The 25,772-nt window shown below is 70.7% G+C and carries 22 protein-coding genes and 1 tRNA gene; 16 read left to right on the top strand and 7 right to left on the bottom strand.

From position 1 onward, the window contains the following. Window positions 1–37: 37 nt before the first annotated feature. The gene (locus tag LY13_RS09790; protein ID WP_253828004.1) at window positions 38–991 is read left to right on the top strand and encodes a Ppx/GppA phosphatase family protein; all 954 of its coding nucleotides are present in this window, start codon (window positions 38–40) and stop codon (window positions 989–991) included. 103 nt (window positions 992–1,094) lie between these two features. Here the strand turns inward: LY13_RS09790 and LY13_RS09785 are convergent, their stop codons facing one another. Then, complete coding sequence (locus LY13_RS09785; protein ID WP_253828003.1) at window positions 1,095–2,591, bottom strand: S10 family peptidase; 1,497 nt, start codon at window positions 2,589–2,591, stop codon at window positions 1,095–1,097. A 99-nt stretch (window positions 2,592–2,690) separates the two neighbouring features. Here LY13_RS09785 and LY13_RS09780 point away from each other — a divergent pair, with 99 nt between their 5' ends. The 8 genes from LY13_RS09780 (at window position 2,691) to LY13_RS09745 (ending at window position 8,536) form a co-directional block, all read left to right on the top strand. Continuing rightward, a complete protein-coding gene (locus tag LY13_RS09780; RefSeq protein ID WP_253828002.1) occupies window positions 2,691–3,854 on the top strand; it encodes a macrolide family glycosyltransferase in 1,164 nt (387 codons plus the stop codon). Between the two features lie 2 nt (window positions 3,855–3,856). After that, entirely contained in the window at window positions 3,857–4,567 is a 711-nt protein-coding gene (locus LY13_RS09775) for a uracil-DNA glycosylase (protein ID WP_253828001.1), read from the top strand. Between the two features lie 37 nt (window positions 4,568–4,604). Then, window positions 4,605–4,889, top strand: a complete 285-nt coding sequence (locus tag LY13_RS09770; protein ID WP_253828000.1) for a FitA-like ribbon-helix-helix domain-containing protein — start codon at window positions 4,605–4,607, stop codon at window positions 4,887–4,889. After that, a complete protein-coding gene (locus LY13_RS09765) occupies window positions 4,886–5,287 on the top strand; it encodes a type II toxin-antitoxin system VapC family toxin (RefSeq protein ID WP_253827999.1) in 402 nt (133 codons plus the stop codon). Before LY13_RS09770 ends, LY13_RS09765 begins: the two co-directional genes overlap by 4 nt. A gap of 78 nt (window positions 5,288–5,365) precedes the next feature. Beyond that, complete coding sequence (locus LY13_RS09760) at window positions 5,366–5,860, top strand: GNAT family N-acetyltransferase (protein WP_253827998.1); 495 nt, start codon at window positions 5,366–5,368, stop codon at window positions 5,858–5,860. Between the two features lie 153 nt (window positions 5,861–6,013). Then, window positions 6,014–7,336, top strand: a complete 1,323-nt coding sequence (locus LY13_RS09755) for an NAD(P)/FAD-dependent oxidoreductase (RefSeq protein ID WP_253827997.1) — start codon at window positions 6,014–6,016, stop codon at window positions 7,334–7,336. 160 nt (window positions 7,337–7,496) lie between these two features. Next, window positions 7,497–7,570 (top strand) — tRNA-Leu (locus LY13_RS09750). 126 nt (window positions 7,571–7,696) lie between these two features. Next, complete coding sequence (locus LY13_RS09745; RefSeq protein ID WP_253827996.1) at window positions 7,697–8,536, top strand: aldo/keto reductase; 840 nt, start codon at window positions 7,697–7,699, stop codon at window positions 8,534–8,536. Between the two features lie 49 nt (window positions 8,537–8,585). On the opposite strand, the gene LY13_RS09740 is transcribed toward LY13_RS09745, so the two are convergent. Next, a complete protein-coding gene (locus tag LY13_RS09740; protein ID WP_253827995.1) occupies window positions 8,586–9,227 on the bottom strand; it encodes a TetR/AcrR family transcriptional regulator in 642 nt (213 codons plus the stop codon). A 106-nt stretch (window positions 9,228–9,333) separates the two neighbouring features. Between LY13_RS09740 and LY13_RS09735 the strand changes: the two genes are divergently transcribed. The 3 genes from LY13_RS09735 to LY13_RS09725 are packed head-to-tail and all read left to right on the top strand — an operon-like array spanning window position 9,334 to window position 13,033. Further along, complete coding sequence (locus tag LY13_RS09735) at window positions 9,334–9,822, top strand: 2Fe-2S iron-sulfur cluster-binding protein (protein WP_253827994.1); 489 nt, start codon at window positions 9,334–9,336, stop codon at window positions 9,820–9,822. After that, complete coding sequence (locus tag LY13_RS09730) at window positions 9,819–10,823, top strand: FAD binding domain-containing protein (protein ID WP_253827993.1); 1,005 nt, start codon at window positions 9,819–9,821, stop codon at window positions 10,821–10,823. Before LY13_RS09735 ends, LY13_RS09730 begins: the two co-directional genes overlap by 4 nt. Continuing rightward, a complete protein-coding gene (locus LY13_RS09725; protein WP_253827992.1) occupies window positions 10,820–13,033 on the top strand; it encodes a xanthine dehydrogenase family protein molybdopterin-binding subunit in 2,214 nt (737 codons plus the stop codon). The genes LY13_RS09730 and LY13_RS09725 overlap by 4 nt, the downstream gene beginning before the upstream one ends. A gap of 300 nt (window positions 13,034–13,333) precedes the next feature. Here LY13_RS09725 and LY13_RS09720 read toward each other — a convergent pair whose 3' ends face one another. Next, window positions 13,334–13,513, bottom strand: a complete 180-nt coding sequence (locus LY13_RS09720) for a hypothetical protein (RefSeq protein WP_253827991.1) — start codon at window positions 13,511–13,513, stop codon at window positions 13,334–13,336. 588 nt (window positions 13,514–14,101) lie between these two features. Here LY13_RS09720 and LY13_RS09715 point away from each other — a divergent pair. Further along, entirely contained in the window at window positions 14,102–14,707 is a 606-nt protein-coding gene (locus LY13_RS09715; protein WP_253827990.1) for a Chromate resistance protein ChrB, read from the top strand. Then, window positions 14,707–17,274, top strand: a complete 2,568-nt coding sequence (locus LY13_RS09710) for a cation-translocating P-type ATPase (protein WP_253827989.1) — start codon at window positions 14,707–14,709, stop codon at window positions 17,272–17,274. Before LY13_RS09715 ends, LY13_RS09710 begins: the two co-directional genes overlap by 1 nt. A 51-nt stretch (window positions 17,275–17,325) precedes the next feature. Here LY13_RS09710 and LY13_RS09705 read toward each other — a convergent pair whose 3' ends face one another. After that, entirely contained in the window at window positions 17,326–18,177 is an 852-nt protein-coding gene (locus tag LY13_RS09705) for a DUF72 domain-containing protein (RefSeq protein ID WP_504964899.1), read from the bottom strand. A gap of 82 nt (window positions 18,178–18,259) precedes the next feature. Then, window positions 18,260–19,282, bottom strand: coding sequence for an LLM class flavin-dependent oxidoreductase (locus LY13_RS09700; RefSeq protein ID WP_253827987.1), 1,023 nt, complete (start codon window positions 19,280–19,282; stop codon window positions 18,260–18,262). A 164-nt stretch (window positions 19,283–19,446) separates the two neighbouring features. On the opposite strand from LY13_RS09700, the gene LY13_RS09695 reads away from it, so the two are divergent. Together LY13_RS09695 and LY13_RS09690 are read left to right on the top strand one after the other, a co-directional pair. Beyond that, window positions 19,447–22,344 carry a glycosyl hydrolase gene (locus LY13_RS09695; RefSeq protein ID WP_253828074.1) on the top strand — a complete coding sequence of 966 codons (2,898 nt, stop codon included), beginning with the start codon at window positions 19,447–19,449 and terminating at the stop codon, window positions 22,342–22,344. 179 nt (window positions 22,345–22,523) lie between these two features. Next, window positions 22,524–22,916 carry a VOC family protein gene (locus LY13_RS09690; RefSeq protein WP_253827986.1) on the top strand — a complete coding sequence of 131 codons (393 nt, stop codon included), beginning with the start codon at window positions 22,524–22,526 and terminating at the stop codon, window positions 22,914–22,916. Between the two features lie 52 nt (window positions 22,917–22,968). On the opposite strand, the gene LY13_RS09685 is transcribed toward LY13_RS09690, so the two are convergent. Together LY13_RS09685 and LY13_RS09680 are read right to left on the bottom strand one after the other, a co-directional pair. Beyond that, a complete protein-coding gene (locus LY13_RS09685; protein WP_253827985.1) occupies window positions 22,969–25,044 on the bottom strand; it encodes an MMPL family transporter in 2,076 nt (691 codons plus the stop codon). A 359-nt stretch (window positions 25,045–25,403) separates the two neighbouring features. Further along, window positions 25,404–25,769, bottom strand: a complete 366-nt coding sequence (locus LY13_RS09680; protein ID WP_253827984.1) for a hypothetical protein — start codon at window positions 25,767–25,769, stop codon at window positions 25,404–25,406. Window positions 25,770–25,772 lie beyond the last annotated feature (3 nt).

Raw genomic sequence — 25,772 nt, 5'->3', positions numbered from 1 at the left:
TTTCGGGCACACGGCAGGCTGCGTTTAGTGTTGGCGCATGTCTCGTGTAGCCGCCATCGACTGTGGGACCAATTCGATCCGCCTGCTGGTCGCGGAGCTGACACACCGCCACGACGGCAGTGTCGACCTGCGTGACCTGCACCGGGAGATGAAGGTGGTGCGGCTCGGCCAGGGCGTGGACGCCACCGGCCGGCTCGCGCCCGAAGCGTTGGAGCGCACGCGGGAGGCGCTGGCCTCCTACACGGTCGCAGCCCGCCGGAAGGGTGCCGAGAAGGTGCGCATGGTCGCCACGTCGGCGACGCGCGACGCGAGCAACCGCGACGAGTTCTTCGCCATGACCCGTGAGGTGCTCGGAGTCGAGGCCGAGGTCATCACCGGGGACGAGGAGGCACGCCTGTCGTTCACCGGAGCGGTGGGTGAGCAGGACCCGGACGACGGGCCGTTCCTGGTGGTGGACGTCGGCGGCGGATCGACCGAGCTGGTGCTGGGCACGTGGGACGGTGCGCAGGCCGAGATCCTGGCGTCGAAGTCCGTCGACATCGGGTGCGTGCGCCTCACCGAGCGGGCTCTGCCGAACGATCCGCCGACGGCCGAGGACGTCGAGGCGGCCCGCGGGGTCGCGCGTGAGGTGCTGGCGGAGGCGTTCGACGTCGTCGACGTGGCCAAGGCGCAGACGTGGATCGGCGTCGCGGGAACGATCACCACGCTGTCGGCGCTCGCCCAGGACCTGCCGGAGTACGACTCGCAGGCCACGCACCTGTCGCTGCTCTCGCACGGCACGATCGACCGCGTGACCTCCGAACTGCTCGCCGCCGACCACGACGCCCGCGCGGCCAAGAAGGTCATCCACCCTGGCAGGGTCGACGTCATCGGAGCCGGCTCACTCGTCGTGCAGACGCTCGCCGAGGAGTTGCAGACCCGTGGCGGACCCGACTCCCTGGTGGTCAGCGAGCACGACATCCTCGACGGCATCGCCCTGTCGCTGGCCTGACGACGCCTCGCCGGCGACGCTCCACCGCTGACGGTCCGCCCGTGACGGGCTCCCGCCCGTGGCGCACCGAGCGGGGCACCACGGGCGGCGAGCACCGGTCGCGTCAGCGGTTGGACGCCGACTTGACGAACGCGGCCAGGTCCTTGCCCTGCTGCACCCGTGACTCGGGGTGGATGTACATCATGTGGCCCGCCGGGTAGTAGGCCGTCTCGACGTTGCCCCGCAGCTCGTCGGGGATCTGCAGCTGGGCGATGACGTGCTCGGCGGCGTAGTACGGCGTGGCGCCGTCGTAGTGGCCGAGCGCGACGTGCACCTTCAGGTGCGGGTTCTCGCGCATGGCGCCGCTGAGCGAGTCGACGACCGACACGGCGCGTCCCTCGAAGTCCGAATAGGACCACGCCCGGTTCACGTCGGTGGAGAGGATCTCGTACGGCAGGTCGCTCTCGTACTGCAGCTCGGCGCGCACGTAGTGGTTGAGCGCGGCGGAATAGGCGCCGATGATCCGCGACACCGATGCGTCGTCGCTCATGTGCTCACGTCCGCCGTCCGGTTCCCACGTGGTGAACCGGCCGTCCATCCGGCCCGTGACGAGTCCTTCGTCGCGCAGCAGCTCGGTGAAGAACCGGACGTGCTCGATGCGCAGGTTGACGCGGTCGACGTAGGCCTCGGACAGGCCGGTCAGCTCCGCCAGCTTCGCCACGATCCCGGCGCGCTCGTCGGGGTCGAGGCGGGCGCCGCGCTGCAACGCCCACGGCAGGTCACGGGAGGCGAACTCCTCGGCCTCGGCCAGCACGTCGTCGAGTGCCCGGTCGCCGTGCCTGCCGTGGTAGTGCGCGATGGCCGCGTAGGTGGGCACGAACAGCGAGTACGGCAGGTCGTTGCCCTCTGTGAACCGGATCGTGCCCATGTCCAGCACGGACGAGATGAGCAGCAGCCCGTTCAGGTACAGGCCGTGGCGGCTCTGCAGGTGCGCGGCGAGCGCGGCCGCGCGCAGGGTGCCGTACGACTCGCCCGCGACGAACTTCGGCGACAGCCACCGCTGGTTGCGCGAGGTCCACAGCCGGATCACCTCGCCCACGGATTCCACGTCGGGCGTGAACCCGTGGTACTCGGCGGGTTTCTCGCCGTCGACCGTGCGCGAGAAGCCCGTCGACACCGGGTCGATGAACACCAAGTCGCTGTGGGCGAGCAGCGTGTCGGGGTTGTCGGTCAGGCCGTACGGCGGCGGCTCGGGGTCGTTCACGTCGCCGGACACGACGCGCCGCGGGCCGAGGACGCCCAGGTGCAGCCAGATGCTCGACGAGCCGGGACCGCCGTTGAACGCGAACGTCACGGGCCGCGTGGTCGGGTCCGCGCCGTCGAGCGTGTAGGCCGTCACGTAGACCTCGGCCTTCGGTTTGTGGCCGTCGAAGGTCCCGTCGTTGAGGACCTCCTTGCGCAGCACGATCCGACCGGTCTGCGCGGTGTAGGCGAGCTTGCGGCGCTTCACGGTGATCGAGTGCTGGGTGGTGACGAGGTCGTCGGTCGGCTCGGCCTGCGGCGTGGCCGCCGGCTCGGTCTCGGCTGCGGTCGTCGAAGCGGTGTCAGGCTTGTCTGGCATGTCCCCAACCTATGCGCTCGCGCCGACAGGCTCGCCGTCGTTCACGCGGGGCGGAAATTCGCTGTGCCCGTGATCGCCGGCGCTGCGAGGATCCTCGGTATGCATCTGGTCATGGTCGGGGTCACCGCGCCGAGTCACGTGTACCCCGGTCTCGGGCTGATCACCGAGCTGGAGGCCAGGGGACACCGCGTCACGTACGTCGTCGGCGAGAGGCTGGCCGACCTGGTCGCACCGACGGGCGCCGAGGTGGTCACGCACGCGTCGATCATGCCTGCGGCCGACGAGCACTGGCCCGAGGACACGGGCGAGGCCATGCAGGTGTTCCTCGACGACGCGATCACGGCGCTCCCCGTCGCAGGCGGCATCGACCGGCCCGACGCGGCGCTCTACGACATCGGCGGGTTCGCGGGCCGTGTCGCCGCCCACCACTGGGACGTACCCGCGGTGCAGCTGTCCACCGCCTACGTCGCGTGGGAGGGCATGGCGGAGGAGATGGCCGAGTTCAACCAGGCGCTGCGGGCGTCGCCGTCGGGCGCGCGGTACTACGCGACGCTGCGCGCGTGGCTCGACGAGAACGGCATGGACATCGACGCCGACGAGTTCACCGGAACGCCGCCGTCGTGTGTGGTGCTGATCCCCCGCGTGCTGCAGCCGAACGCCGACCGCGTCGCCGATCGCTACGTGTTCGCAGGCCCGTGTGTCGATCCGGCCCGCCGAACCGGGTGGAGGCCGGGACCGGGCGACGACCGCCCGCTCGTCTACGTCGCACTGGGAACGAGTTACACCGAACGGCCCGACATCTACCGCGCCTGCGTCGACGGGCTCGCCGACGATCACCGCGTCGTGCTCGCCACTGGCAAGGTCGACCCGGCCGACCTCGGCGAGCTGCCACCGGGCGTGACGGCCGCCCGCACGCAGCCGCAGCTGGACGTGCTGGAACACGCCGCGGTGTTCGTCAGCCATGCGGGCATGGGCAGTGCGGCGGAGTCGCTGTGGTTCGGCGTGCCGACGGTGCTCGTTCCGCAGGCCGTCGACCAGTCGGCGAACGCCGCCATGCTCGCCGCGATCGGAGCGGGAGTGCAGCCCGACGAGCCGTGGGACGCGCCGACCCTGCGCGCCGCCGTCGACGCCGCCCTCGGCAAGGCTCGCCGGGCCAGGGAACTGCGGGACGAGGTCCGCGCGGGCGGCGGTATCGACAGGGCCGCCGACGCGGTGGAGCGGCTGTGCAGACGTGCCGGTGGGGGTGCCCGGTCGACGGGGTGAGAATGGCGCCTGTGGGACGGACGCTGGCTGAACTGGACGCGGACCTGACCGAATGCCGTGCGTGCCCGCGGCTGGTCGAGTGGCGCGAGCACGTCGCGGAGACCAAACGCGCGGCCTACGCCGACGAGACGTACTGGGGCAGGCCGGTGCCGGGGTTCGGGCCCGCCGACGCCGCACTGGTGATCGTCGGGTTGGCGCCGGCTGCCCACGGCGCCAACCGCACCGGCCGCATGTTCACCGGCGACCGTTCCGGCGACGTGCTGTACCGGGCCATGTACGACGTCGGGCTCGCATCACAGCCGACCGCGACCCATGCCGGCGACGGCCTGGAGCTGTACGGCACGCGGATCACCTCGCCGGTGCACTGCGCCCCGCCCGCCAACAAGCCGACCCCGGCCGAACGGGACACGTGCGGCGGCTGGCTCGCCGAGGAACTCGACCTGCTCGCTCCCACCGTGCGCGCGATCGTCGTGCTGGGCGCGTTCGGCTGGCAGGCGTTGTTGCCGGTGCTGGCGCGGGCCGGGTGGGAGGTGCCGCGACCGCGGCCGACGTTCGGCCACGCCGCCCACGTCGAACTGGCAGGTCCGGCCCCGCTGCACCTCGTCGGCTGTTACCACGTCAGCCAGCAGAACACCTTCACAGGACGGCTCACCCCGGAGATGCTCCGCGACGTGTTGAGCAGCGCGAAGGAACTCGCCGGCCTCCAGGGTTGACTTGACCTGGACTGCACTATGACTGCAAAATGCAGCCATGGCGGTGTTGACCATTCGTGACGTGCCGGACGACGTCAAGGACGCGCTGGCGCGGGACGCCCGGGAGCGCGGGCAGTCGCTGCAGGCCTTCCTGCTGAGCGTGCTGCAGCGGCAGGCCGCGTTCAGTGGCAATCGGCAGCTGATCTCGGAGATCGAACGGGAGCTCACCGCCGGCGGTGGCGCCGAGGGTGACGCCCCGGGCGCCGCGGAGCTCCTGGAACAGGCACGGCCGGGGGAGCGGGGCGGTGGCCTCGGGGTGTCCGGTGCGGACGGCGCCGCGTGATCGTCGTCGACGCTTCGGTCCTGGCGAACATGTTGCTCTATGCGGACGCCCGCGGGCGCGGCGCGCGAGCCGCGTTGGCACGGGACCTCGAGTGGGTGGCACCCGAACACTGGAAGGCCGAGGTCTTCTCGGTGGCTCGAGGGCTCACGCTCGGTGGCAAGCTCAAGGAAGGGCAGGGTGCCCGCGCGGTGGAGCGGCTCCCGTTGCTCGGGGTCGAGTCCGTTCCGCTGGACGAACTGCTCGTCCGGATGTGGCGGTTGCGCGACGCCGTCAGCGGGTACGGCGCGGCGTACGTCGCAGTGGCCGAGGAGCGTGGCATTCCGCTCGTGACCGCCGATGCGCGGCTTGCGCGCGCGGCCACCGGCCGCTGTCGCGTGGACCTGGTCGCGCAGCATTGACCTGTCCCGGTGATGATTCGGCGAGTACACAGCGTCGCCGGCACCGGGGGATCCACTCGGGACGTGGGGGTGAGGCGAATGGCGGCTCCGCGATGCGAGCTGCGCCCGCTCGACGGCCGCAACCTCGCCGACCTGCTGGCGGTCGCCGTCGCCGAAACCGATCCGCTGGAGGTCATGCCGCCCGTCGCGGGAGAGCCGGGGTGGAACGACACGCGGCGGCAGGCGTTCCGTGACTTCCACCTGACCAGGTCGATCGAGGCGGAGCGCCCGGTGGAGCAGACGTATCTCGTGGTGGTCGACGAGCGTGTGGTCGGTGCCGCGCGCCTCGAACCGGTCGGTGTGGACGTCGAGGTCGGTATGTGGCTGGGGCGGTCGTACCGCGGCCTGGGCCTCGGGCGTGCCGTGCTGGCCGAGTTGCTGACCATGGCGCGTGTGACGACGGCGCGGCGGGTGGTCGCGAGCACGACGACGGCGAACGTCGGGGCTCGACGACTGCTCGTCGACAGGGGCGCCGTACTCACCGTCGACGGCGACCGGGTCGACGCGGTGCTGGACCTCCGGAGCGGCCCGTGAGCCCCCGTCGTGGCCCTGCCGCGACCCTTGCGACACCCCGTAGGTCCGTGTAAAGGTCCTGTCAACTGAATCGTTTGGGTTGAAGCGGCGACACCGATCACACCTGGCCAACCCGGTTAGTGGGTACTGGCGGTTAGTGGGAAACTGAAGCACATGGCAGTCAAGTCGGAACCGACGAGGATCCTCATCCTCGGCGGCGGATACGTCGGCCTCTACACGGCGCTGGGCCTCCAGAAGAAGCTCCGGGCCAACGAGGCCTCCGTGACGATCGTCGATCCGCAGCCGCACATGACCTACCAGCCCTTCCTGCCGGAAGCGGCCGCCGGGTCGATCGAGCCTCGGCATGTGGTGGTGCCGCTGCGCCGGGTGCTCCGACGCTGTCACGTGCTCACCGCTCGGGTGAACAAGATCGAGCACGAGCGCAAGACCGTGACGGTCGAGGCCGCCGACGGGCACATCGAGCAGCTCGGCTACGACGTCCTCGTCGTGGCGCTCGGCTCGGTGCCGCGCCTGCTGCCGATCCCGGGGCTCGCCGAGCAGGGCATCGGCATCAAGACGGTCGGCGAGGCCATCTACCTGCGCAACCACGTGCTCACCAAGCTCGACGAGGCGTCCAGCACCCTCGACCCCGACCTGCGCAAGCGATTGCTGACCTTCACGGTCGTCGGCGGCGGCTTCGCGGGCATCGAGGCGTTGGCCGAGCTCGAGGACATGACCCGCGACGCCTCGACGTACTACGAGAACATCGAGCCCGACGACATCCGCTGGGTGCTCGTCGAGGCGGCAGGCCGGATCCTGCCCGAGGTGCGCGACACCCTCGGCGTGTGGACGGTCGAGCAGCTCGAGAAGCGCGGCATCGAGGTGTACCTGTCGACGGCGGCGAAGTCGTTCGAGAACGGCCACGTCGTGCTGTCCGACGGCACCGAGTTCGACAGCGACACCATCATCTGGACCGCGGGCGTGAAGGCCAACCCGGTGGTCGCCGAGTCCGACCTGCCGACCGACAAGCGCGGCCGGCTCGAGGCGACCGCCGCGCTGAACGTCGTCGGCCACTCCGACGTGTGGACCTCCGGTGACGTCTCGGCCGTGCCGGACCTGTCGCGCACCGAGGAGGACCCCACGGCCACGTGCCCGCCGAACGCGCAGCACGCCGTGCGGCAGGCCCGCCACCTGGCGAAGAACATCATCGCCTCGCTGCGCGGCGGCAAACCGACGGACTATTACCACAAGAACCTGGGCGCGGTCGCCGGTCTCGGCCTGCACAAGGGTGTGGCCGACGCGATGAAGATGAAGATCAAGGGCTTCCCCGCCTGGCTCTTCCACCGCGCCTACCACGTCCACGCGATGCCGACCTTCAACCGCAAGGTCCGCATCATGCTGGACTGGGCCCTCGGCGGACTGTTCAAGCGCGAGACGATCTCGCTCGGGCAGATCAACAACCCGAAGGAAGAGTTCAACAGGGCGTCCAAGTCCTGACCCGGACACGACCGGCTTCGAGATGCGGCCCCGAGGTGACGACTCGGGGCCGCATTCGTGTGTCGGTGGCCGAGTCCGCGCGGCCGGGTGTCGGCGGGTGGCAGGCCGGGTGACGGGGTTCACGGACCCCAGCCGTGCGCAGGGCCTTAAGCTGCTAGGTGCCCCCGTAGCCCAATCGGCAGAGGCAGTCGGCTTAAAACCGATTCAGTGCGGGTTCGAGTCCCGTCGGGGGCACTCCGAGGGTGGCGAGGTCGCACCGTGCGCGTCCTGCGCGCGAAGGTTCCCCGAGCTGGGGTGCGATGTGATCAAGCCCCCGTTGCTCACGCGAATACACGCGGCCGGACACGCGTTGGACCGGGCATGGCACCAACGAACGTACCCACGATCGCACTGAACAACGGCGTAGCGATGCCGCAGGTCGGTTTCGGCGTCTTCAAGGTCGGCGCCGACGAGACGGTGGCAGCCGTCACCTCCGCGCTCGAGGCCGGCTACCGCAGCATCGACACCGCTGCCGCATACGGCAACGAGGGCGAGGTCGGCAAGGCCATCGCCGACTCGGACGTCGCGCGCGAGGACATCTTCCTCACCACGAAGTTGTGGAACGCCGACCAGGGCTACGACGAGACGCTCAAGGCGTTCGACACCAGCCTCGAGAAGCTCGGCACCGACTACGTCGACCTGTACCTGATCCACTGGCCGATGCCGGACGTCGACCGCTATGTGGACACGTGGCGCGCGTTCGAGAAGATCCACGCCGAGGGTCGCGCGAAGGCGATCGGCGTGTCGAACTTCCAGCCCGAACACCTCGACCGGCTCGCCGAGGAGTCGGACATCGTCCCCGCGGTCAACCAGGTCGAGCTGCACCCGTACTTGCAACAGCCGGAGCTGCGCAAGTACCACTCCGAGCACGGCATCGCCACCGAGGCGTGGGGCCCGCTCGCGCAGGGCGGCGACGTCCTCACCGACCCGACCGTGACCGCGCTCGCCGAGAAGTACGGCAAGACGCCCGCACAGGTGGTGCTGCGTTGGCATCTGCAGCTCGGCAACGTGATCATCCCGAAGTCGGTCACGCCGTCGCGCATCAAGGCCAACCTCGAGCTGTTCGACTTCGAGCTCGACCGCGACGACCTCGGCACACTCGCGGGCCTCGACCGCGGAGAACGCGTCGGCGCACACCCCGACACCTTCCACGTTCGCTGACGACTCGCAGACACCGACCGATCCGGCTCCTTCGGGGGTATTCCGGCGTTCACCGCAACGTCGGAATACCCGCGAGGAGCGCGGCTACCGCCCGCTTCGTCGCGGGCACGAACTCCACCTGCATGGCGGCCAGCTCGGGATGGCGGTCGTAGGCCTCGCGCAGTGTCGGCGGCGGGTTCGCGGCCGGGTAGAACGCCATCGCGCAGGCGGCCGCCGCCGTGACCACCTCGCTCGCCTCGGCTTCGGTGAGCTCGGCGGAGCACTCCGCGATCGCCACCGCCAGCTCGACGATCAGCCCGTGCATGGTGCGTTTGAACTCCGCCGCCGCCTCCACCCCGACGTTGTGCTCGAGCGACGTGCCGCCCTGGCTGATCAGGTCGCACAGCAGCGGTCTTTCGCCGAGCGGCTCGACGAGCGCGTCGACGATCCCCTCGCACGGCAGCCGCCGCTTGACCTCGTCGACCCACTGCCGTCCGTGGACCAGTGAGAGTTCGAGGTAGATCTCCTCACGGGTGCCGAAGTAGCGCACCACGTTCGACTTCGCGAAGCCCACCCGTTTGGCGATGTCGCCGAGGCTGACGTTGCGCACCCCGCGTTCGAGCGCGAGCTCCCCCGCCGCCGCGAGGATCGCCTCGCGGCGCTGCTGTTTCTGTTCCGGACGCCTTGCCCGTACGAACGTTTCCTGATCCATGTCTCAGCGGAGTATAGGTAACGGGTTAAAGGAACACCGTTCTCTTGTTAGCGGTACGGCGTTCTGTTAACTTCGCGGTACATCCACCACGACGAAGGAGACCGCGATGGCCGAGGTGCGCTTGCGCGTCAACGGGGCCGACCGACGGCTCGACATTCCCCCGCAGGTCAGCCTGCTCGACGCGCTGCGCGAGCACCTCGGGCTGCCCGGCACGAAGAAGGGCTGCGACCAGGGCGCGTGCGGCGCGTGCACGGTGCTCGCCGACGGCGAGCGGATCAACGCCTGCCTCGCGCTCACCGTGCAGTACGCCGACCGCGAGATCACGACGATCGAAGGCGTCGATCATCCGCTGCAGGAGGCCTTCGTCCGCCACGACGGGTTCCAATGCGGCTACTGCACCTCCGGCCAGATCTGCTCGGCGATCGGGATGCTCGCCGAGCACAAGGACGGCATGCCCAGCGCCGTCAGCGAGGACCCGGCGGCCGAGGGCGAGGAGCTGACCGACGAGGAGATCCGGGAACGCATGAGCGGCAATATCTGCCGCTGCGGCGCCTACAACGGGGTCGTCGAGGCGGTCGCGGAGGTCGTGCGATGAGAACGTTCGACTACGTGACGGCCACGGACGTCACCACCGCGCTGCGCACCGTCGCCGAGAGGCCGGGCGCGAAGTTCCTCGGCGGCGGCACGAATCTCGTCGACCTCATTCGCGAGAACGTCGAGCGGCCCGACGTGGTCGTCGACGTCACTCGGCTGCCGCTGACCGGCATCGACGAGTTGCCCGGCGGCGGTGTCCGCGTCGGAGCCGGCGTGCGCAACAGCGCGCTCGCCGCGCACCCGCTCGTTCGTACGCGCTACCCCGTGCTCTCGCAGGCAGTGCTCAACGGCGCGTCGGCGCAGCTGCGCAACATGGCGACCGTCGGCGGGAATCTGTTGCAGCGCACGCGATGTCCGTACTTCTACGACACCGCGTCGCCGTGCGCGAAGCGCGAGCCGGGCAGCGGCTGCGGCGCACTCGGCGGCATCACGCGCGACGCGGCGATCCTGGGGGTGAGCGAGCACTGCGTCGCGACGCACCCCTCGGACATGGCGGTTGCGCTCGCGGCGCTCGACGCCGTCGTCGAGGTGGAGAGCATCCGGGGTACGCGCCGCGTTCCCGTGCTGGAGCTGTACCGGCCGCCGGGCGACACTCCGCATGTCGAGACCGTGCTCGAGCGTGACGAGCTGATCACCGCCGTCGAGCTGCCCGCTGCCGACGCGGCCCCGCGGTCCCGTTACCGCAAGGTGCGCGACCGGGCTTCGTACGCGTTCGCGCTCGTCTCCGTGGCGGCCGCGCTGCGCCTCGACGGTGACACGATCGTCGACGCACGCGTCGCGCTGGGCGGCGTGGCGCCACTCCCGTGGCGTGCCGCCGAGGCCGAACGACTGCTCGTCGGCGCACCCGCCACCGAGGAGACCTTCGCCCGTGCCGCCGAGGCCGAGCTCGCCGCGGCCACCCCACAACACGACAACGCGTTCAAGGTGGAGCTCGCACGCCGCACGATCGTGGCGACCCTGCGCGAGCTCCAGGAACACGCCGCAGCCGGGAGTGCCGCATGACCAGCACTCACAACACCACCCGTGAGCCCGTGGTCGGCGCACCGGTCGATCGCGTCGACGGGCCGGCGAAGACCACCGGCGCGGCGCGCTTCGCGGCCGAGCACGACCTTGCCGGCCTCACCCATGCGGCACTGGTGACCGCGACCGTCAGCCGTGGCCGGATCACCGGCATCGACACCTCCGCCGCCGAGGCGCTTCCCGGAGTGGTGGCGGTGCTGACGCACCACAACGCGCCGAAGCTCAACCCGCCGAAGCGAGTCTCCCCCGTCAACATGAGCACGATGGTCTCCGGCACGCAGGTCAACTACCTCAACACCGACGAGGTGCACTGGGACGGCCAGCCGGTCGCCGTCGTCGTGGCCGAGCATTCCCACGCCGCACGCGAGGCGGCCGCGCTCGTCGAGGTGACCTACGAGCGTCTTCCCGCCACTGTGGACTTCGCCGCGGAGCTGCCGAACGCCGTGCTGGACAAGGGAAACATGCTCATGCCCACCGGTGCGAAGAAGGGCGACGCCGACGCGGCACTCGCGGCGGCACCGGTCGTCGTCGACTCGGAGTACTCGACGCCGCAGCACCACCACAACGCGATCGAGCCGCATGCGACGACCGCCGTGTGGCACGGAGACGAGCTCGCCGTGCACGACGCGACACAGAACATGGCGTGGCTGCGCGCGCATCTCGCGCTCCGGTTCGGGGTGCCGGAGGCCAAGGTGCGGGTGCTGGCGCCGTTCGTCGGCGGCGGGTTCGGCGGCAAGGGCTTCGCGTGGCCGGGTGTGATCCTCGCGGTGCTCGCCGCGCGGGCGACGGGCCGCCCGGTCCGGCTGTCGCTCACCCGCGAGGACGTCTACCGCACGGTCGGCGCGCGGACACCGTCGACTCAGCGCGTGGCGCTCGGCGCCGGTCGGGACGGGAAGCTCACCGCACTCGTGCACACCGCGGTCACCAGGAAGAGCCCGGTCGGCGGTCAGCCGGAACCCGCCGTCACACCCGCGAACCACCTCTACGGCGCCGCCAACATCCGTACGGGGCAGAGCTCGGTGACGCTCGACTGGATTCCGAACACGGCCGTGCGCGCACCGGGCGACGCGATCGGGTCGTTCGCGCTCGAGTCGGCGATCGACGAGCTCGCGTACGAGCTGGGCGCCGACCCGATCGAGCTGCGCATGCGTAACGAGCCCGAGCGAAATCCCATCGACGGCAAGAAGTTCTCGCACCGGATGCTGCGTGAGGCCTATGAGCTGGGCGCGCATCGTTTCGGCTGGGCCGACCGCTCGCCGGAGCCCGGCACGACACGCGACGGCCGCTGGCTCGTCGGCACGGGCGTGGCGACGGCGTACCACCCGCAACTGCGTCTCACGGCGAACGTGACCGTACGGCTCGCCGCCGACGGCAGCGTGACCGTCCGCAGTGGACTACACGAGATCGGCGTCGGTGCGGCGACAGTGCAGGCGCAGATCGCGGCCGACGCGCTCGGCGTGCCGTTCGACGCGGTGCACGTCGAGTGCGGCGACTCGGCGCTGCCCGAGGGCGCGATGGCGGGCGGCTCGATGCAGACCTCGAGTGTCGCGGCCAGCGTGCTCGCTGCGTGCCGGAAGCTCACGCGGCGGCTCGACACGTTGGCGCGGCGTTCGGGCACAGCGGGCCGAACGCCGGCCGAGATTGTCGCCGCCGCGAAGGTGCCCTACATCGAGGCGGCGGTCGGTTCGGACACCAGGATCGGCAAGGCGGCGGGCCAGGCGCGGTTCATGGCGAGGACGGCGCGCGACATGCGCAGGTGGCAGAAGGCCGCATGTGGCGCGCACTTCTGCGAGGTCCGAGTCGATGCCGACACCGGCGAGGTGCGCGTCTCCCGGTGGACGGGCGCGTTCGACGTCGGCCGTGTCATGAACCGCAAGACCGCGGTCAGCCAGCTCCGTGGCGGGATCGTCATGGGCATCGGGATGGCGCTCACCGAAGAGGCGCACGTGGACCCGCGCAGCGGCCGGATCATGAACCCGAGCCTGTCGGGTTACCACGTGCCCGTCCACGCCGACATCCCGCCGATCGACATCGCCTACCTCGACGAGCCGGACCCGACCATGCCGCTGGGCCTGCTCGGCATCGGTGAGGTGGGCATCACCGGTGTCGCGGCGGCGGTCGCGAACGCCATCCACAACGCGACGGGCAAACGCCTCCGCGACCTGCCCATCACCCCGGCCAAGCTCCTGTGACACCTCGAGTCCTGCGTTCCCGACAGCGAGTTGTGCACTCCGGACCGCGAGTCCTGCTGTTCAGCCGGCGCGCGCCGTCCCGAACCGCAGGGCCGTGCCATGGGCACGCTTGAGGTACAGGTGCACGTCGTGCTCTCACGTGATCGCGATACCACCGTGCAGCTGGGCTGATCATGACGACTTCCGGGGTGCTTCGGGGAGGTCGAATACCGCGTTGATCGTCAAAGTCCCGGTGAGCGCACCCTGGTCAGTCCCGTTCCCATCCTTTGCGGTTCCCACCGGGGCACTCCAAGGATTGGATTAGGGGTCGGGAGGCTTCGGGAGTACACGGTTCGAGGTTGCCAACTCCAGTAGTGCGATGTCGTGGGGTGCGTCGGCGAACGCGTACTCGGTGAGCTCGTAGGGCGGGTCCGCGACGGCGAACGGTGCCGAGCCCGAGCCCACGGTCAGGGCGGCGACGCGGTAGCGGTGGGTTTCCACCGGTGGCACGGTGCGCGGGTCACCGGCGACTGGTGGCAATGAGCGTGGCGGGCTCGCCCTCGCCGGTGCGGACGAACCGTTCGAGCGCGACAGCCGTCTCGATGGTGCCCTCGATAGCCACGACTCGGAAGCCCGCCTGCTCGACAAGTGCCCGCAGCAGGACGTGCGTAGCACGTACCAGCTCCCTGGCCGAGCGAACCGACGACGCTGGCCCGCGAGAGCGACTCGGGTAGTCGCACCGGCGCACTCCCGGGATCGAGCGGCAGCGGTCGTGCCCGCCCTGCGATCCACTGACGGAGCTCGGCTGGGGCGAACCGTTCCACCACTGCTTCGACATCATTCTGAGCCACTGGATCACTCACGTGCGGCCGAATCTTCATCGTCACGCTCCACGTCCGAAGGGCTCCATCGACACGGCGCCAAGATTTCGACCGAACTAGAGGTCAACCAGCCCGTGGTGCCCGAACAGGTCGCCGGTTCGTCAAGATCATCATCTCACTTACGCGCGCACTGTGACGCGCAACGTTTCCGCTGATGCGTTGCACCCGAGGCCCTTGCGTGCTGGTGTTACGGGAGTAACATTGCGGCGTGACGAGCGAAGCCGACAGCCGGAGCTGGCTGATGGTCAGCGTGTCGACCGCGGGCGCGGCGGGGACGTTGCGCGTGACCGTGTGGCGCAAGCTGCGCTCGTTGGGGGCGCTGTACCTGCAGCAGTCGGTGTGCCTGTTGCCTGCCGAACCGGAGGTGGTGCGGCAGGTGCGGCGGCTGGCCGACAAGGTGCGCAGGCAGGGTGGCAGTGCGCGCGTGCTGACGATGCGTTTCGCCGACGGCGACGAGGAGCGGAGCGTGGTCGCGGAGTTCAACGCCGCCCGCGACGACGAGTACGCGGAGATGCTGGAACGGTTACCGGAGTTCCGGCAGGAGCTGGAGTCCGAGCGGGCGCGCGGACGGGCTACCTATGCCGAGGTGGAAGAGTCTGAGTCCGACCTGGAGCGGTACCGCTCGTGGCTGGCCAAGATCGCCGCGCGGGACTACTTCGACGCACCCGGTGGGCAGGCTGCCCGCGAGGCGGTGGAACAGGCCGCGCGGGACCTGGCGGACTTCGAGCAGGCCGCGCTGAGCCGTGAAGCCCCCGTCGAACCTCCCGTCGAGGACGCACCGCAACGCAGGCTGCGCGCGGTCGAGGACAGCTGATGCCCCGCGCCCGTGCAGGAGAGGCCGACACCGCAGTCGGCGTGACCGGAGGGGAACAGTCACCCGCGTGGCACGCCCTCACCGCGGGGGACGTGGTCGAGCGGCTGGACACCGGGAGGACCGGACTACCGGAGGACGAGCGGGTGCGCCGTCTCGCCCGCCACGGCCCGAACACCGCTGCTGCCGAGAAGCGGGAACCGTGGTGGGAGGAACTGGCCGAATCCTTCACCGAGCCGCTGCAACTGCTGCTGATCGCGGTGGCCGTGCTCTCCGGCGTCTTCGGGGACATGGTGGACGCGATCGCGATCGCGTCGGTGGTTGTCGTGGTCGCGGCGCTCGAGACGGCCAGCGAGATGCGGGCCGCGCGGGCCATCGCTGCGTTGAAGGCGCTGACCGCCCCGACGGCGCGGCTGGTGCGCGAGGGCGGCGTCGTCGAGGTGCCCTCCGCCGACCTCGTACCCGGCGATGTCGTCGCGGTCGAGGCAGGCGACGTCGTGCCCGCGGACGCACGCGTGCTGTTCGCAAGCGGGCTGCGGGCCGACGAGTCCACCCTGACCGGCGAGGCCGCCCCGGTCGGCAAGACCGAGCATCCGGTGCCCGCACGGACCGAGCTCGCCGAACGCTCCGGCGTGCTGCACGCCGGCACCGCGGTACTTGCGGGCGAGGGTCGTGCCGTCGTGGTCGCCACCGGTGGGACGACACAGCTGGGGCGACTGGGCAAACTCGTCGCCGACACCAAGGAGCCGCCGACCCCGTTGCAGCTCGGGCTGTCCCAGCTGGCCAGGACGGTGGCGATCGTCGCGATCGCGGCGAGCGTGCTGGTGCCCGTCGTCGGCCTGCTCACCGGGCAGCCCTGGCAGGAAATGCTGCTCTCCGGACTGACCATCGCGTTCGCGACCGTTCCCGAAGAACTCCCCATCCTGATCACGGTGTTGCTCGCGATCGGGGGCCGCGCGCTTGCGCGTCGCGGAGTGCTGCTGCGGCGGTTGCGTGCAGGGGAAACCCTCGGCGCGGTGACCACCGTCGTCACCGACAAGACCGGCACTCTCACCGAGAACGATCTGCAACTCGCCGAGATCCGCGGTGACCGCTCGCGGGTACTGGAGGTCGCGCTCGCCTGCCAATCCGAGGACGCGGCACAGCGGGATCCCCTGGAAACCCAGCTCGCCCACGCTGCCGCCGAGGCCGGCATCGCCCAGCAGGGCAGGCAGGTGGCGACGTTCCCCTTCGACCCGATCCGCAAGCTCGTGTCCCGCGCCCACACCACAGGCGACGGCATCGTGCTGGCGGTGTCCGGCGCGCCGGAGGCCGTGCTGGACCGCTGCCGCCTCGACCCCGCCACGCGCAGTGCGCTCGACGCCGAACTCGACACGCTGTCGGGCCGTGGGATGCGGGTCGTCGCCTTCGCCCACCGGTATCTCGACCGCGAACCCGACGACCCCGAAACGTTCGACCGCGAAACGGTCGAACGGGAGCTGTCCTACGTGGGACTCGCCGCGTTCACCGATCCGATCCGCCCCGGCCTTCGCGGTGCCGTCGCCGAGTTCGCCGACGCGGGTGTGGCCACCATCGTGGTCACCGGGGACCACCCCGCCACCGCCGCCGCGGTCGCCGCGCAGGCCGGGCTGCCCGCCGGCCAGACCCTGCGCGGCCAGGACCTCGATGCGCTGTCGGACGCAGACCTGGCCACCCGCCTCCGGCACGGCAGTGTGATCCCCCGCGCGACCCCGGCTGCCAAGCACCGTGTCGTACGGGCCCTGCAACAGCGGGGCGAGGTCGTCGCGGTCACCGGGGACGGTGCCAACGATGCTCCGGCACTCGCCGCCGCCGACGTCGGCATCGTGCTGGGCCGTCGCAGCGCCGAACTCGCCCGCGCCACCGCCGGTGTCGTCCTCACCGACGATGCGTACCCGACCGTGATCACCGCGGTGGCCAAGGGCCGCAACATCAGCGCCCAACTGCGCCGGGCCGTCGCGTTCTATCTCGGGGCGAAGCTCGCGCTCGTGCTCGTGCTGCTCCTCGCCCTTGCGCTCGGCCTGCCCAGTCCGTTCCAGCCCGTGCACATCGTCCTGCTGGAAATCTTCATGGACCTCGGTGCCTCGGTTGCGTTCGTCGCCGAGCCGGCGGCCCCCCAAGCGATGCGCCGGCCGCCCCGTCGTGCCGACAGCCGATTCCTCGACCGGGTGGTCGTGACCGCCATCGCCACCACCGCGGCCACGCTCACCCTCGCTGTCCTGCCGGCGTACCTGCTGCTCACCGAGCTCGGCGCAAGCACCGACGAAGCCCGCACCGGTGCTGTGCTGACCTGGCTCACCGCGCACGCCCTCATCGCCTGGACGTTGCGCAGTCAGCCTGCCCTGTCCTGGACCGCCAATCCCGCTTTCCCCGCGTGGGCCGTGACCGCACTGCTCGCGGGTCTCGCCGCGACCCTCACTCCCGTTGCCACCGTGCTCGACTTCGCACCCTTGACGTGGGGAGGGGCCGCGATCGTCGCGGCCCTCGTCGTCGTGGCGACCGCCGCAGCGACCGTGGCGAACCGGGCGACCCGAATGCCGCAGTTGCTGTAGCCCGGTCGGCTCGTCGACGGCCCGGGGAGGTCGAATCCGGCGCCGGCGGTGTCAGAACAGGGTCGCCGGTGCGATCGGCTCCGGTTCCGGCAGCGGGTCGAGGTCGGGCACCAGGGTTCGGACGTCCTGATGAAACCGGCGGGCCAGCATGGGTGCGTCGCGGTTGTCGGGGGTGTGCAGGAAGACCGTGGGTGAGCGGCCCTCGCGCACCCAGTCGGCGACCACCGTGGTCCACGGCTCCCAGCCCGCGATCGTCTCGTCGACCGAGTCTCGGCCGAGGTAACGCACGATCGGCCGGTCGGTCAGTGCGCGTGTCCGCCGCGGCAGCCGTGGCTTCTGCCGCCACGCCTCCTCCTCGGCCTCGCTGGTCGTCGGGGCGGCGAACAGCAGAGTCGTGTCGAACGGCACCCACTCGGCGTTCGCGCCCGCGAGTGTGGCCTCGAGTCGGGAGGCTGCGCCGGCGTCGGTGAAGAACACCGGGTCGCGCACCTCCACCGCACGCGGGAGGTCGGGCGGCAGCCTGCGCAGGAACCGGCCGAGCGCATCGAGTCCGGGCGGGCCGAACGAGCGCGGCAGCTGGGTCCACAGCACCGCGCGCTCGCCGAGCGGTTCGATCGCGTCGAGGAACGCGCGCATCTCGGCCTCGACGCCGACGAACCGGCGCTCGTGCGTGGCCACCTTCGGCAGCTTCACCACGAACCGGAAGTCCGAGTCGGTCTGGGCAGCCCAGCTCGCGACGGTGTCACGCGTGGGCGTGGCGTAGAAGGTGGTGTTGCCCTCGACCGCGTTGCACCAGCCGGCGTAGGCGCGCAGCCGTCGCGTGGCCGGCAGCGACGGCGGTACGAACCGTCCCTGCCAGGCAGGGTGCGTCCACATCGCACAACCGACACGAAGGCGTGCCACCCGGTCAGCTCCCTTCGCGCGTCACCGGCTTCTCCACCCGGCGCCTCGACCCGGCGCCTCGACCCGTCGCCTCGTCCCGTGCTCAGCGCCAGCCGAGTTCCGGCGCCACGTGGGTGAGGACGCTCTCGAGGATATGCGCGTTGTAGTCGACCCCGAGCTGGTTGGGCACGGTGAGCAGCAGCGTGTCGGCCGCGGCGATCGCCTCGTCCTCGGCGAGCCGCTCGACGAGCACGTCCGGCTCGCCTGCGTACGAACGCCCGAAGACGGCGCGCGTATGGGCGTCGATGTAACCGATCTTGTCCCCGGACTCGCCCGCATCGCCGAAGTACATGTCGTCGAGGTCGCTGACGATGGGGAAGATGCTGCGGCTGACCGAGACTCGCGGCGTGCGTGCGTGTCCTGCCGCGTCCCACGCCTCGCGGTAGGCCTCGATCTGTTTGCGCTGCTGAACGTGCAGCGGCTCGCCGCTCTCGTCGTCCTTGAGCGTCGAGCTCTGCAGGTTCATGCCGAGTCGCGCCGCCCACTGGGCCGTGGCGTTGGCGCCCGATCCCCACCAGATGCGCTCGCGCAGGCCGTCCGAATGCGGCTCGACGCGCAGCAGGCCGGGCGGGTTGGGGAACATGGGGCGCGGGTGCGGCCGCGCGAAGCCGTTGCCCTCGAGGGTGGAGAGCAGCGTCTCGGTGTGTTCGCGGCCCATGTCCGCGTCGGTCGCGCCCTCCCGGGGCTCGAAGCCGAAGTAGCGCCAGCCGTCGACGACCTGCTCGGGCGAGCCGCGGCTGATGCCGAGCTGCAGCCGTCCGCCCGCGATGAGGTCGGCGGAACCGGCGTCCTCGGCGGTGTAGAGCGGGTTCTCGTAGCGCATGTCGATCACGCCGGTGCCGATCTCGATGCGGCTCGTGCGCGCCCCGATCGCCGCCAGCAGCGGAAACGGCGACGAGTGCTGCCGCGCGAAGTGGTGGACGCGGAAGTAGGCGCCGTCGGCCCCGAGCTCCTCCGCCGCGACGGCGAGCTCGATCGCCTGTAGCAACGCGTCCGAGGCCGTGCGTGTCTGCGAGTGCGGCGCGTCGGACCAGTGGCCGAAGGACAGGAATCCGATCTTCTTCACTCCCGGTGCAACGCGTCGCGACGGGATTTGTTCCGCCGCAGGGTGGCCGTGGCCCCGTTGCGGCGCCGGGTATGACCCGATCGGCCGGTAGGGGCCGCGGTTGACTGTTCGCTTCGCAAACGATTAGCGTTTCTTGAAACGTTTCAACGGTGAGGCGGGTGGAAATGCTCAATCGCAGGCAGTTCATCTACGGCGGAGCGTTGACGGGGATCGCGGTGGTCGGCGGTGCGGCACTGCCGGCACAAGCGGCACAGGCGGCGCGATCCCCGGCATCCGAGGGCGCGTCGAATCCGCTCCGCTGGCCCGCGTTCGACCGGGAAACACGACCGTGGACGCGCTGGTGGTGGCTGGGCAGCGCGGTCACGGGTGACGGCCTCCGCGACGAGCTCGACCAGCTCGCGGGCCACGGATTCGGTGGGGTCGAGATCCAGCCCATCTACGAATCGCAGCGTGACGAGGACCGGATTCTTCCCTACCTGAGCCGTGAATGGCTCGCCGCCCTCGACACGGCACTCCGGTCGGCTGCGGAACGTGGCCTCGGTGTCGATCTGACGTCGGGCTCGGGCTGGACCTTCGGCGGCCCGTGGATGGACGTGCGGCAGAGCGCCGGTCGCGCCCTCGTCGAACACTGGGAACTGCGAGGCGGGCAGCGGCTCGACGAACCGGTGAAAACGATTCATCCGCCGCATCCGGACCTGGTCGACGAGGAGCGACTGTCGCGTCCGGACCTGCGCCCGCCGATGCCGCCCATCCCTGAACCCGAGCCGGTCGCGCTGGTGGCCCGCGAGGTCGAGACCGGCGAGACCGTGGACCTGACCGCACGGATCGACCGAAACCGGAAGCTGGACTGGACCGCCCCACCCGGAAACTGGCGGCTCACCGGGGTGTTCAACGGCTGGGTACTCAAACGCGTCGAGCGGGCGGGCCCCGGCGGCAAGGGCCTGATGGCGGACTACTTCGACGAGAGCGCCATCCGGCACCATCTGGACCACTTCGCCGACGCCGTCGGCAGTCGGAACGGGATCCGCGCGCTGTTCCACGACTCCTTCGAGCTGGGAGGAATCGACTGGACGCCGTCGGCACTGCGGGACTTCGCCCGGCTCCGCGGCTACGAGCTCACGCCGCACCTGCCGGAACTGTTCGACACCGGAGACACGTCCGAGACCCGGACCCGGCTGTTGTCGGACGTGCGGGAGACCTACTCCGACCTGTTCCTCGAACGGTTCGCGCGGCCGTTCACCGAGTTCAGCGCGGAACGCGACTGGCTCACCCGCAACCAGGCACACGGGTCGCCGGCGAACCTGCTCGACGTCTACGGCGCCGCCGACATCCCGGAGACCGAGTACACCGGTGGTGAGAACATCCCGATTCCCGGGCTGCGACACGGCGCCGGGGCCCAGGACCCCGTGCCGCTCGTGTGGCGCATGGCGTCCTCGGCCGCACACCTGGGCGGCGGCGAACTCGTCGGCGCGGAGACGGTCACCTGGCGGGACGAGCACCATCACGTGTCGTTGTCGCAGATCAAACCCGCGGTCGACATCCTGTTCGCCGCCGGCATCAACCACGTGGTGTTCCACGGCACGACGTACTCGCCGCAGGACGCCCCGTGGCCGGGTGTCAACTTCTACGCGGCCACCCAGCTGCGCCCGGAGAATCCCTGGTGGCGGTACGTCTCGGAACTGACCGGATACATCACGCGGTGCCAGTCGATCCTGCAGCACGGCAGGCACGGCAACGACGTGCTCGTGTACTGGCCCCAGCACGACGTGTGGGCCACGCCGGACGGTGGCGGTATGCGGGAGCAGGACGGCGAGCTGACGCCGGACTACCACTGGGACGGCGACGGCTGGATGTATCCGCATCCGAGCGGGGCCGACGAGGTCGTGGGTGGACTGGAACGCAGGGGCTGGCAGTTCGACTGGGCATCCGATCGGCAGCTCGCCGAGTTCGACGGCCGTCGCGGCGGTGTCTCCAATGGACGGTCCGGCTATGCGGCCGTCGTCGTCCCCGGTGCCGAGCTGATGCCCGTGGACACGCTCGCCAAGCTCCACGAGTTCGCCACCGCCGGAGCGACCGTGATCTTCGTGGGCGCGTCGCCCCGCGACGTTCCCGGGCTGGGCGGGCTCGACGAGCGTCGCACCCGGTTGCGGGAACTGATCGCGGCGCTGGCACCGGGCACCGGCGCCCACGGGACGCGGCGGGTGGGTGCCGGCCGTGTCGTGGTCACCGACCGCAGCGGTGTGGACGACGCCCTCGCCGACGCCGGTGCGGTGCGTGAACCGCTGGCCGACGCGGGGTTGCACGTGGTGCGCCGGTTCCACGACGACGGCGCGGACTACTTCGTGGCCAACCTGACCGCGGAGCCGGTCCGCGGCTGGCACACGCTCGGAACCACGGCAGCATCGGTTGCCGCGCTCGATCCACTGCGGGACGAACGTGGCCGTGCCCGCCACCGGCGTGCGCGGCGGAGCAGTCAGGTGCACGTGTCCCTCGACCCGGGCGAGAGCGTCGTCCTCCGTGCGTTCGAGCGGCGGCGCATCAGCGCACCCGGTTTCCGCACGTCCACGCCGGAAGGGGAGCGCCGCGACCTTCGCGGCCGGTGGTCCCTGGAGTTCCTGGACGGCGGTCCGGACCTGCCGCGCCGGCGCACGCTCGACGCGCTCACCTCGTGGACCGAACTGGGCGAACCGGAAGCGGCGTTCTCGGGGACCGCACGGTACTCGCTGACGTTCACGCTGGAACCCGGCGACGCGAACCGTGCCTGGGCGCTCGACCTCGGCACCGTGCGGGAGACCGCCCGGATCACGGTGAACGGCACCGAGGTCGGCGTCGCGTGGGCCATCCCGTTCCGGCTCCCGCTCGGCGAGACACTCCGGGCCGGCGAGAACGTGCTGGACATCGAGGTGACGAACCTCGCGGCGAACCGAGTGCGGGCGATGGCGCGCGCCGGGACGCTGCCCGACGACCATTTCATGAGCTGGCGGACCACACCGCCCGCGGAATGGGACGTCCAACCGTCCGGACTGCTCGGCCCGGTACGTCTGGTCGAGCTCGACGGGTGACTCGTCGCGGAGCAACCGGCACCCCGGAACGCGGGCGGTCCACGGCGGCGCGGGTTTCGGGCTCGAAAAAACCGTCGCGCCGCCGTGTCCGTTGCCGATACGGTCCGGACCTGTTCCCGCCGGGTGAGCCTCCCGGCGGGACAGGTACACGGTTCCCACGGTGAAAGCAGGATCGGACAATGGCCTGTCGTATCGGTGAGCTCGTCCTCGATTGCCGCGACCCCGAGGTGCTGGCGCGGTTCTGGTGCGAGGTTCTGGACTTCGTCGAGCTCGGCCGCGAGTACGCGGAGGAGGGCGAGGGCTACGCCGTCGAGATCGGGCCGCGCGAGGGCTTCGGCGGTCCGCAGGCGACGATCATCCTCCGCACCGGCGAACCGGCCGAGGCGAAGTCCGGGCTCCACATCGACCTCAACCCGACCGATCGGGACGCCGACGCGGAACTCGAACGGTTGCTGGAACTCGGGGCACGTCCGGCAGACATCGGCCAGACCGGCGAGGAGCCGTGGAACGTCCTCGAAGACCCCGAGGGCAACTCCTTCTGCCTGCTCAAGGCCCGCATCGCACCGGTCTGACGACGTCCCGGCGACATGGCGGCGGCCGCGGTCGGACGGAGGCCGGTGCGGATCAGCTGCGTTCCCGCAGCCGCGACGGCCACCAGATGCGTCCGCCGAGGTCGATCGCCAGCGCCGGGACGAGCAGTGACCGCACGATCAGCGTGTCGAGCAGCACCCCGAACGCGACGATGAACGCGATCTGCGCGAGGAAGAGGATCGGCAGCACCGCCAACGCGGCGAACGTGGCGGCCAGCACGACTCCCGCGGAGGTGATCACGCCGCCGGTGACCGTCAACCCGCGCAGTACGCCGGCCCTGGTGCCCTGCCGGAGCGTCTCCTCACGCACTCTGGTCATGAGGAAGATGTTGTAGTCGATGCCGAGCGCCACCAGGAACACGAAGCCGAACAGTGGCACGACCGGGTCCGCTCCGGGGAAGTCGAGCACATGGTTGAACACCAGCGCGGACACCCCCATGGTCGCGGCGAACGACAGCACGACCGTCGCGATCAGCAGCAGCGGTGCCAGCAGCGAGCGCAACAGCAACGCGAGCACCACGAAGATCACCCCGAGAACGATCGGCATGATCAGATTGCGGTCGCGCTCGGAGACGTTCTGCGTGTCGAGCTGGGCGGCGGTACGTCCGCCGACCTTCGCATCGGCGCCCGGTACCGCGTGCACGGCCTCGCGCAGCCGTTCCACGGTGGCGACGGCCGATCCGGAATCGGCCGGATCGGACAGGGTGGCTTCGATGCGCGCCGCGCCGTCCTCCGTCCTCGGTTCGCCGTCCGGTCCGGTCGTGATCGACACCTCGGCCACGCCGTCGACCCGTGCCGCGGCCGCTACGTCGTCGATCCGGCCCGCGTCGGCGATGATCACGGCAGGGCTGCCCGACCCCGCGACGAAGTGTTCACTCAGGACCTCCTGGCCCGCGACCGAGTCCACGTCGTTCAGGAAGACGTCGGACTCGGCGGTGCCGGAGGCCCGCAGTTGCGGCAGGAACGCCGTTCCCACGAGCAGCACCAGCGTGGTGGCCACCCAGATCAGTCGCGGCGAGGAGCCGACGCGTGCCGCGATCCGCCGCCAGAGGCCGCTCTCCTCCGGATGCGGTGAACCCACCTTCGGCCGGTACGGCCAGAACGCCGACCGGCCGAAGACGGCGAGCACGGCAGGGAGGAACGTCGTGGCCGCGAACAACGCGGAGCCGATGCCGATGGCCGCGACCGGCCCGAGTCCCTGGTTCGACCGGAGGTCGCTGAACAACAGGCAGAGCACGCCGAGGATCACAGTGCCCGCCGATGCCGCGATCGGCTCGATGGTGGCCTTCCATGCCGATGCCATCGCGGCCAGCCGGTCGTCGGTGTCCCGCAACTGCTCCCGGTATCGGGACACCAGCAACAACGCGTAGTCGGTCGCGGCGCCGAACACGAGGATGAACAGGATGCCCTGGCTCTGTCCGTCGAGGTCGATGACGCCGTTGTCGGTGAGCAGGTACACCACCAGACTGGCGAGTCCCAGAGCGAACACGCCGGACAGCAGCACCAGGACCGGCAGCAGGGGACTGCGGTAGACCAGGACCAGGATGAGCGCGACGACCGAACCCGCGACGAGCAGCAGGAGTCCGTCGATGCCGCCGAACGCCTCTCCCAGATCGGCACCGAGCGCGGCCGGTCCCGTGACGAGGACGGTCAGGCCTCCGGGCCGGTCGGAGGCCAGCATCTCCCGGAGCTTCTCGACCGCCGCGTCGGGAGCGGTGTCGGCGGCGATCGGCACCACCAGTTGCAGCGCCCGGCCGTCGTCGGAGGGGACGGGTGGCGGCAGTTCGCCGGCCACACCGGGTAGTGCGGTGAAGGCCGCGGATTTCTCCGCGAGGAACCGTTGGTCGGCACGTGTCACGCCGGGGGTGCGCTCGGCGACGACGACGGCGGGCACGGATTCGTCGTCGGTGAACGTGCGCTCCAGCTCTGCGACCCTGGTGGACTCGGACGTCTCGGGCAGGAACGCGGAGTTGTCGTTCTCCGCCACCTCGGTCAGCTTGCCCGCGAACGGGCCACCCACCCCGCCTACGACGAGCCAGCCGACGATCAGCAGTGCGGGGAGCAGCCACCGCAGGATGCGGCGCCGGCCGGTCGTGCCGTTGGCGTTCATGGTGAGGTGCTCCTGACCGTTCCCGGAATCTGCGTCGCCGGGGTGGACGACGCCGCGCCGCCGGGACTGCGCCCGGCGCCGCCGTCGACCGCTTCTGCCGCCGGTCACGGGCTGTTTCCAGGGACGAAGCGGTTACGGACGTGTCGGGGATGGAGCGGTCGACGGATGCGACCGTGAGTGGCTCGCTCGGGCCGTCGTGGGGCAGGACTCCGGTCCGCGCGGCCCGCGTCCGGGCGCACCGCCACCGGAATGCCCGGCCGCACGACCACGGACCGTGAACCACCCGTGTGGCGTGCGGCGGGTGGTTGCCGCGCCGAGAACCGGCTCCGGTCGACGGTTCCGGGGAAGGCCGGGCAGGTTCAGCACTTCTCCTTGGGGATGTAGCCCTGTTCGCACGCGTATTCGAGCTGCGCCTCGCCCGCGGTGTCGTCGCGGCCGCGACCGCCGGGGTCGAGATAGCCCTGGTACTCCTTGCAGTCCGGGTTGAACTCGCCCGCCTCGAGCGCGCGTTCCCCACAGCCGGGGCCGGTGTCGGCGGCTCCGCGGGGGCCGGCCGGCTGGTCCGGCGAGGTCGGAGACCGCGGCGTCGAACCCGAGGGTGGCTCGGCGGACGCCGACGTGCTCGGCGCGGGGGCGGGGCCCGGTTCGTCGGAGCATGCGGCGCCCCCGCCCAGCACGACGGCAGGCAACAGGAGTGCCGGTACGAGTCGTGCCCACGTCGTCATTCA

The sequence above is a fragment of the Prauserella aidingensis genome (assembly GCF_024171865.1).
GTDB classification, from domain to species: domain Bacteria; phylum Actinomycetota; class Actinomycetes; order Mycobacteriales; family Pseudonocardiaceae; genus Prauserella; species Prauserella aidingensis.
This window is presented reverse-complemented; position numbering and strand designations above follow the sequence as displayed.

Bases quoted from the DNA above. Each gene is read 5' to 3' on its own strand.
- LY13_RS09790 (WP_253828004.1), top strand. From the start codon at position 38: ATGTCTCGTGTAGCCGCCATCGACTGTGGGACCAATTCGATCCGCCTG.
- LY13_RS09785 (WP_253828003.1), bottom strand. From the start codon at position 2,591: ATGCCAGACAAGCCTGACACCGCTTCGACGACCGCAGCCGAGACCGAG.
- LY13_RS09780 (WP_253828002.1), top strand. From the start codon at position 2,691: ATGCATCTGGTCATGGTCGGGGTCACCGCGCCGAGTCACGTGTACCCC.
- LY13_RS09775 (WP_253828001.1), top strand. From the start codon at position 3,857: ATGGCGCCTGTGGGACGGACGCTGGCTGAACTGGACGCGGACCTGACC.
- LY13_RS09770 (WP_253828000.1), top strand. From the start codon at position 4,605: ATGGCGGTGTTGACCATTCGTGACGTGCCGGACGACGTCAAGGACGCG.
- LY13_RS09760 (WP_253827998.1), top strand. From the start codon at position 5,366: ATGGCGGCTCCGCGATGCGAGCTGCGCCCGCTCGACGGCCGCAACCTC.
- LY13_RS09755 (WP_253827997.1), top strand. From the start codon at position 6,014: ATGGCAGTCAAGTCGGAACCGACGAGGATCCTCATCCTCGGCGGCGGA.
- LY13_RS09745 (WP_253827996.1), top strand. From the start codon at position 7,697: ATGGCACCAACGAACGTACCCACGATCGCACTGAACAACGGCGTAGCG.
- LY13_RS09740 (WP_253827995.1), bottom strand. From the start codon at position 9,227: ATGGATCAGGAAACGTTCGTACGGGCAAGGCGTCCGGAACAGAAACAG.
- LY13_RS09735 (WP_253827994.1), top strand. From the start codon at position 9,334: ATGGCCGAGGTGCGCTTGCGCGTCAACGGGGCCGACCGACGGCTCGAC.
- LY13_RS09730 (WP_253827993.1), top strand. From the start codon at position 9,819: ATGAGAACGTTCGACTACGTGACGGCCACGGACGTCACCACCGCGCTG.
- LY13_RS09725 (WP_253827992.1), top strand. From the start codon at position 10,820: ATGACCAGCACTCACAACACCACCCGTGAGCCCGTGGTCGGCGCACCG.
- LY13_RS09710 (WP_253827989.1), top strand. From the start codon at position 14,707: ATGCCCCGCGCCCGTGCAGGAGAGGCCGACACCGCAGTCGGCGTGACC.
- LY13_RS09695 (WP_253828074.1), top strand. From the start codon at position 19,447: ATGCTCAATCGCAGGCAGTTCATCTACGGCGGAGCGTTGACGGGGATC.
- LY13_RS09690 (WP_253827986.1), top strand. From the start codon at position 22,524: ATGGCCTGTCGTATCGGTGAGCTCGTCCTCGATTGCCGCGACCCCGAG.
- LY13_RS09685 (WP_253827985.1), bottom strand. From the start codon at position 25,044: ATGAACGCCAACGGCACGACCGGCCGGCGCCGCATCCTGCGGTGGCTG.
- LY13_RS09680 (WP_253827984.1), bottom strand. From the start codon at position 25,769: ATGACGACGTGGGCACGACTCGTACCGGCACTCCTGTTGCCTGCCGTC.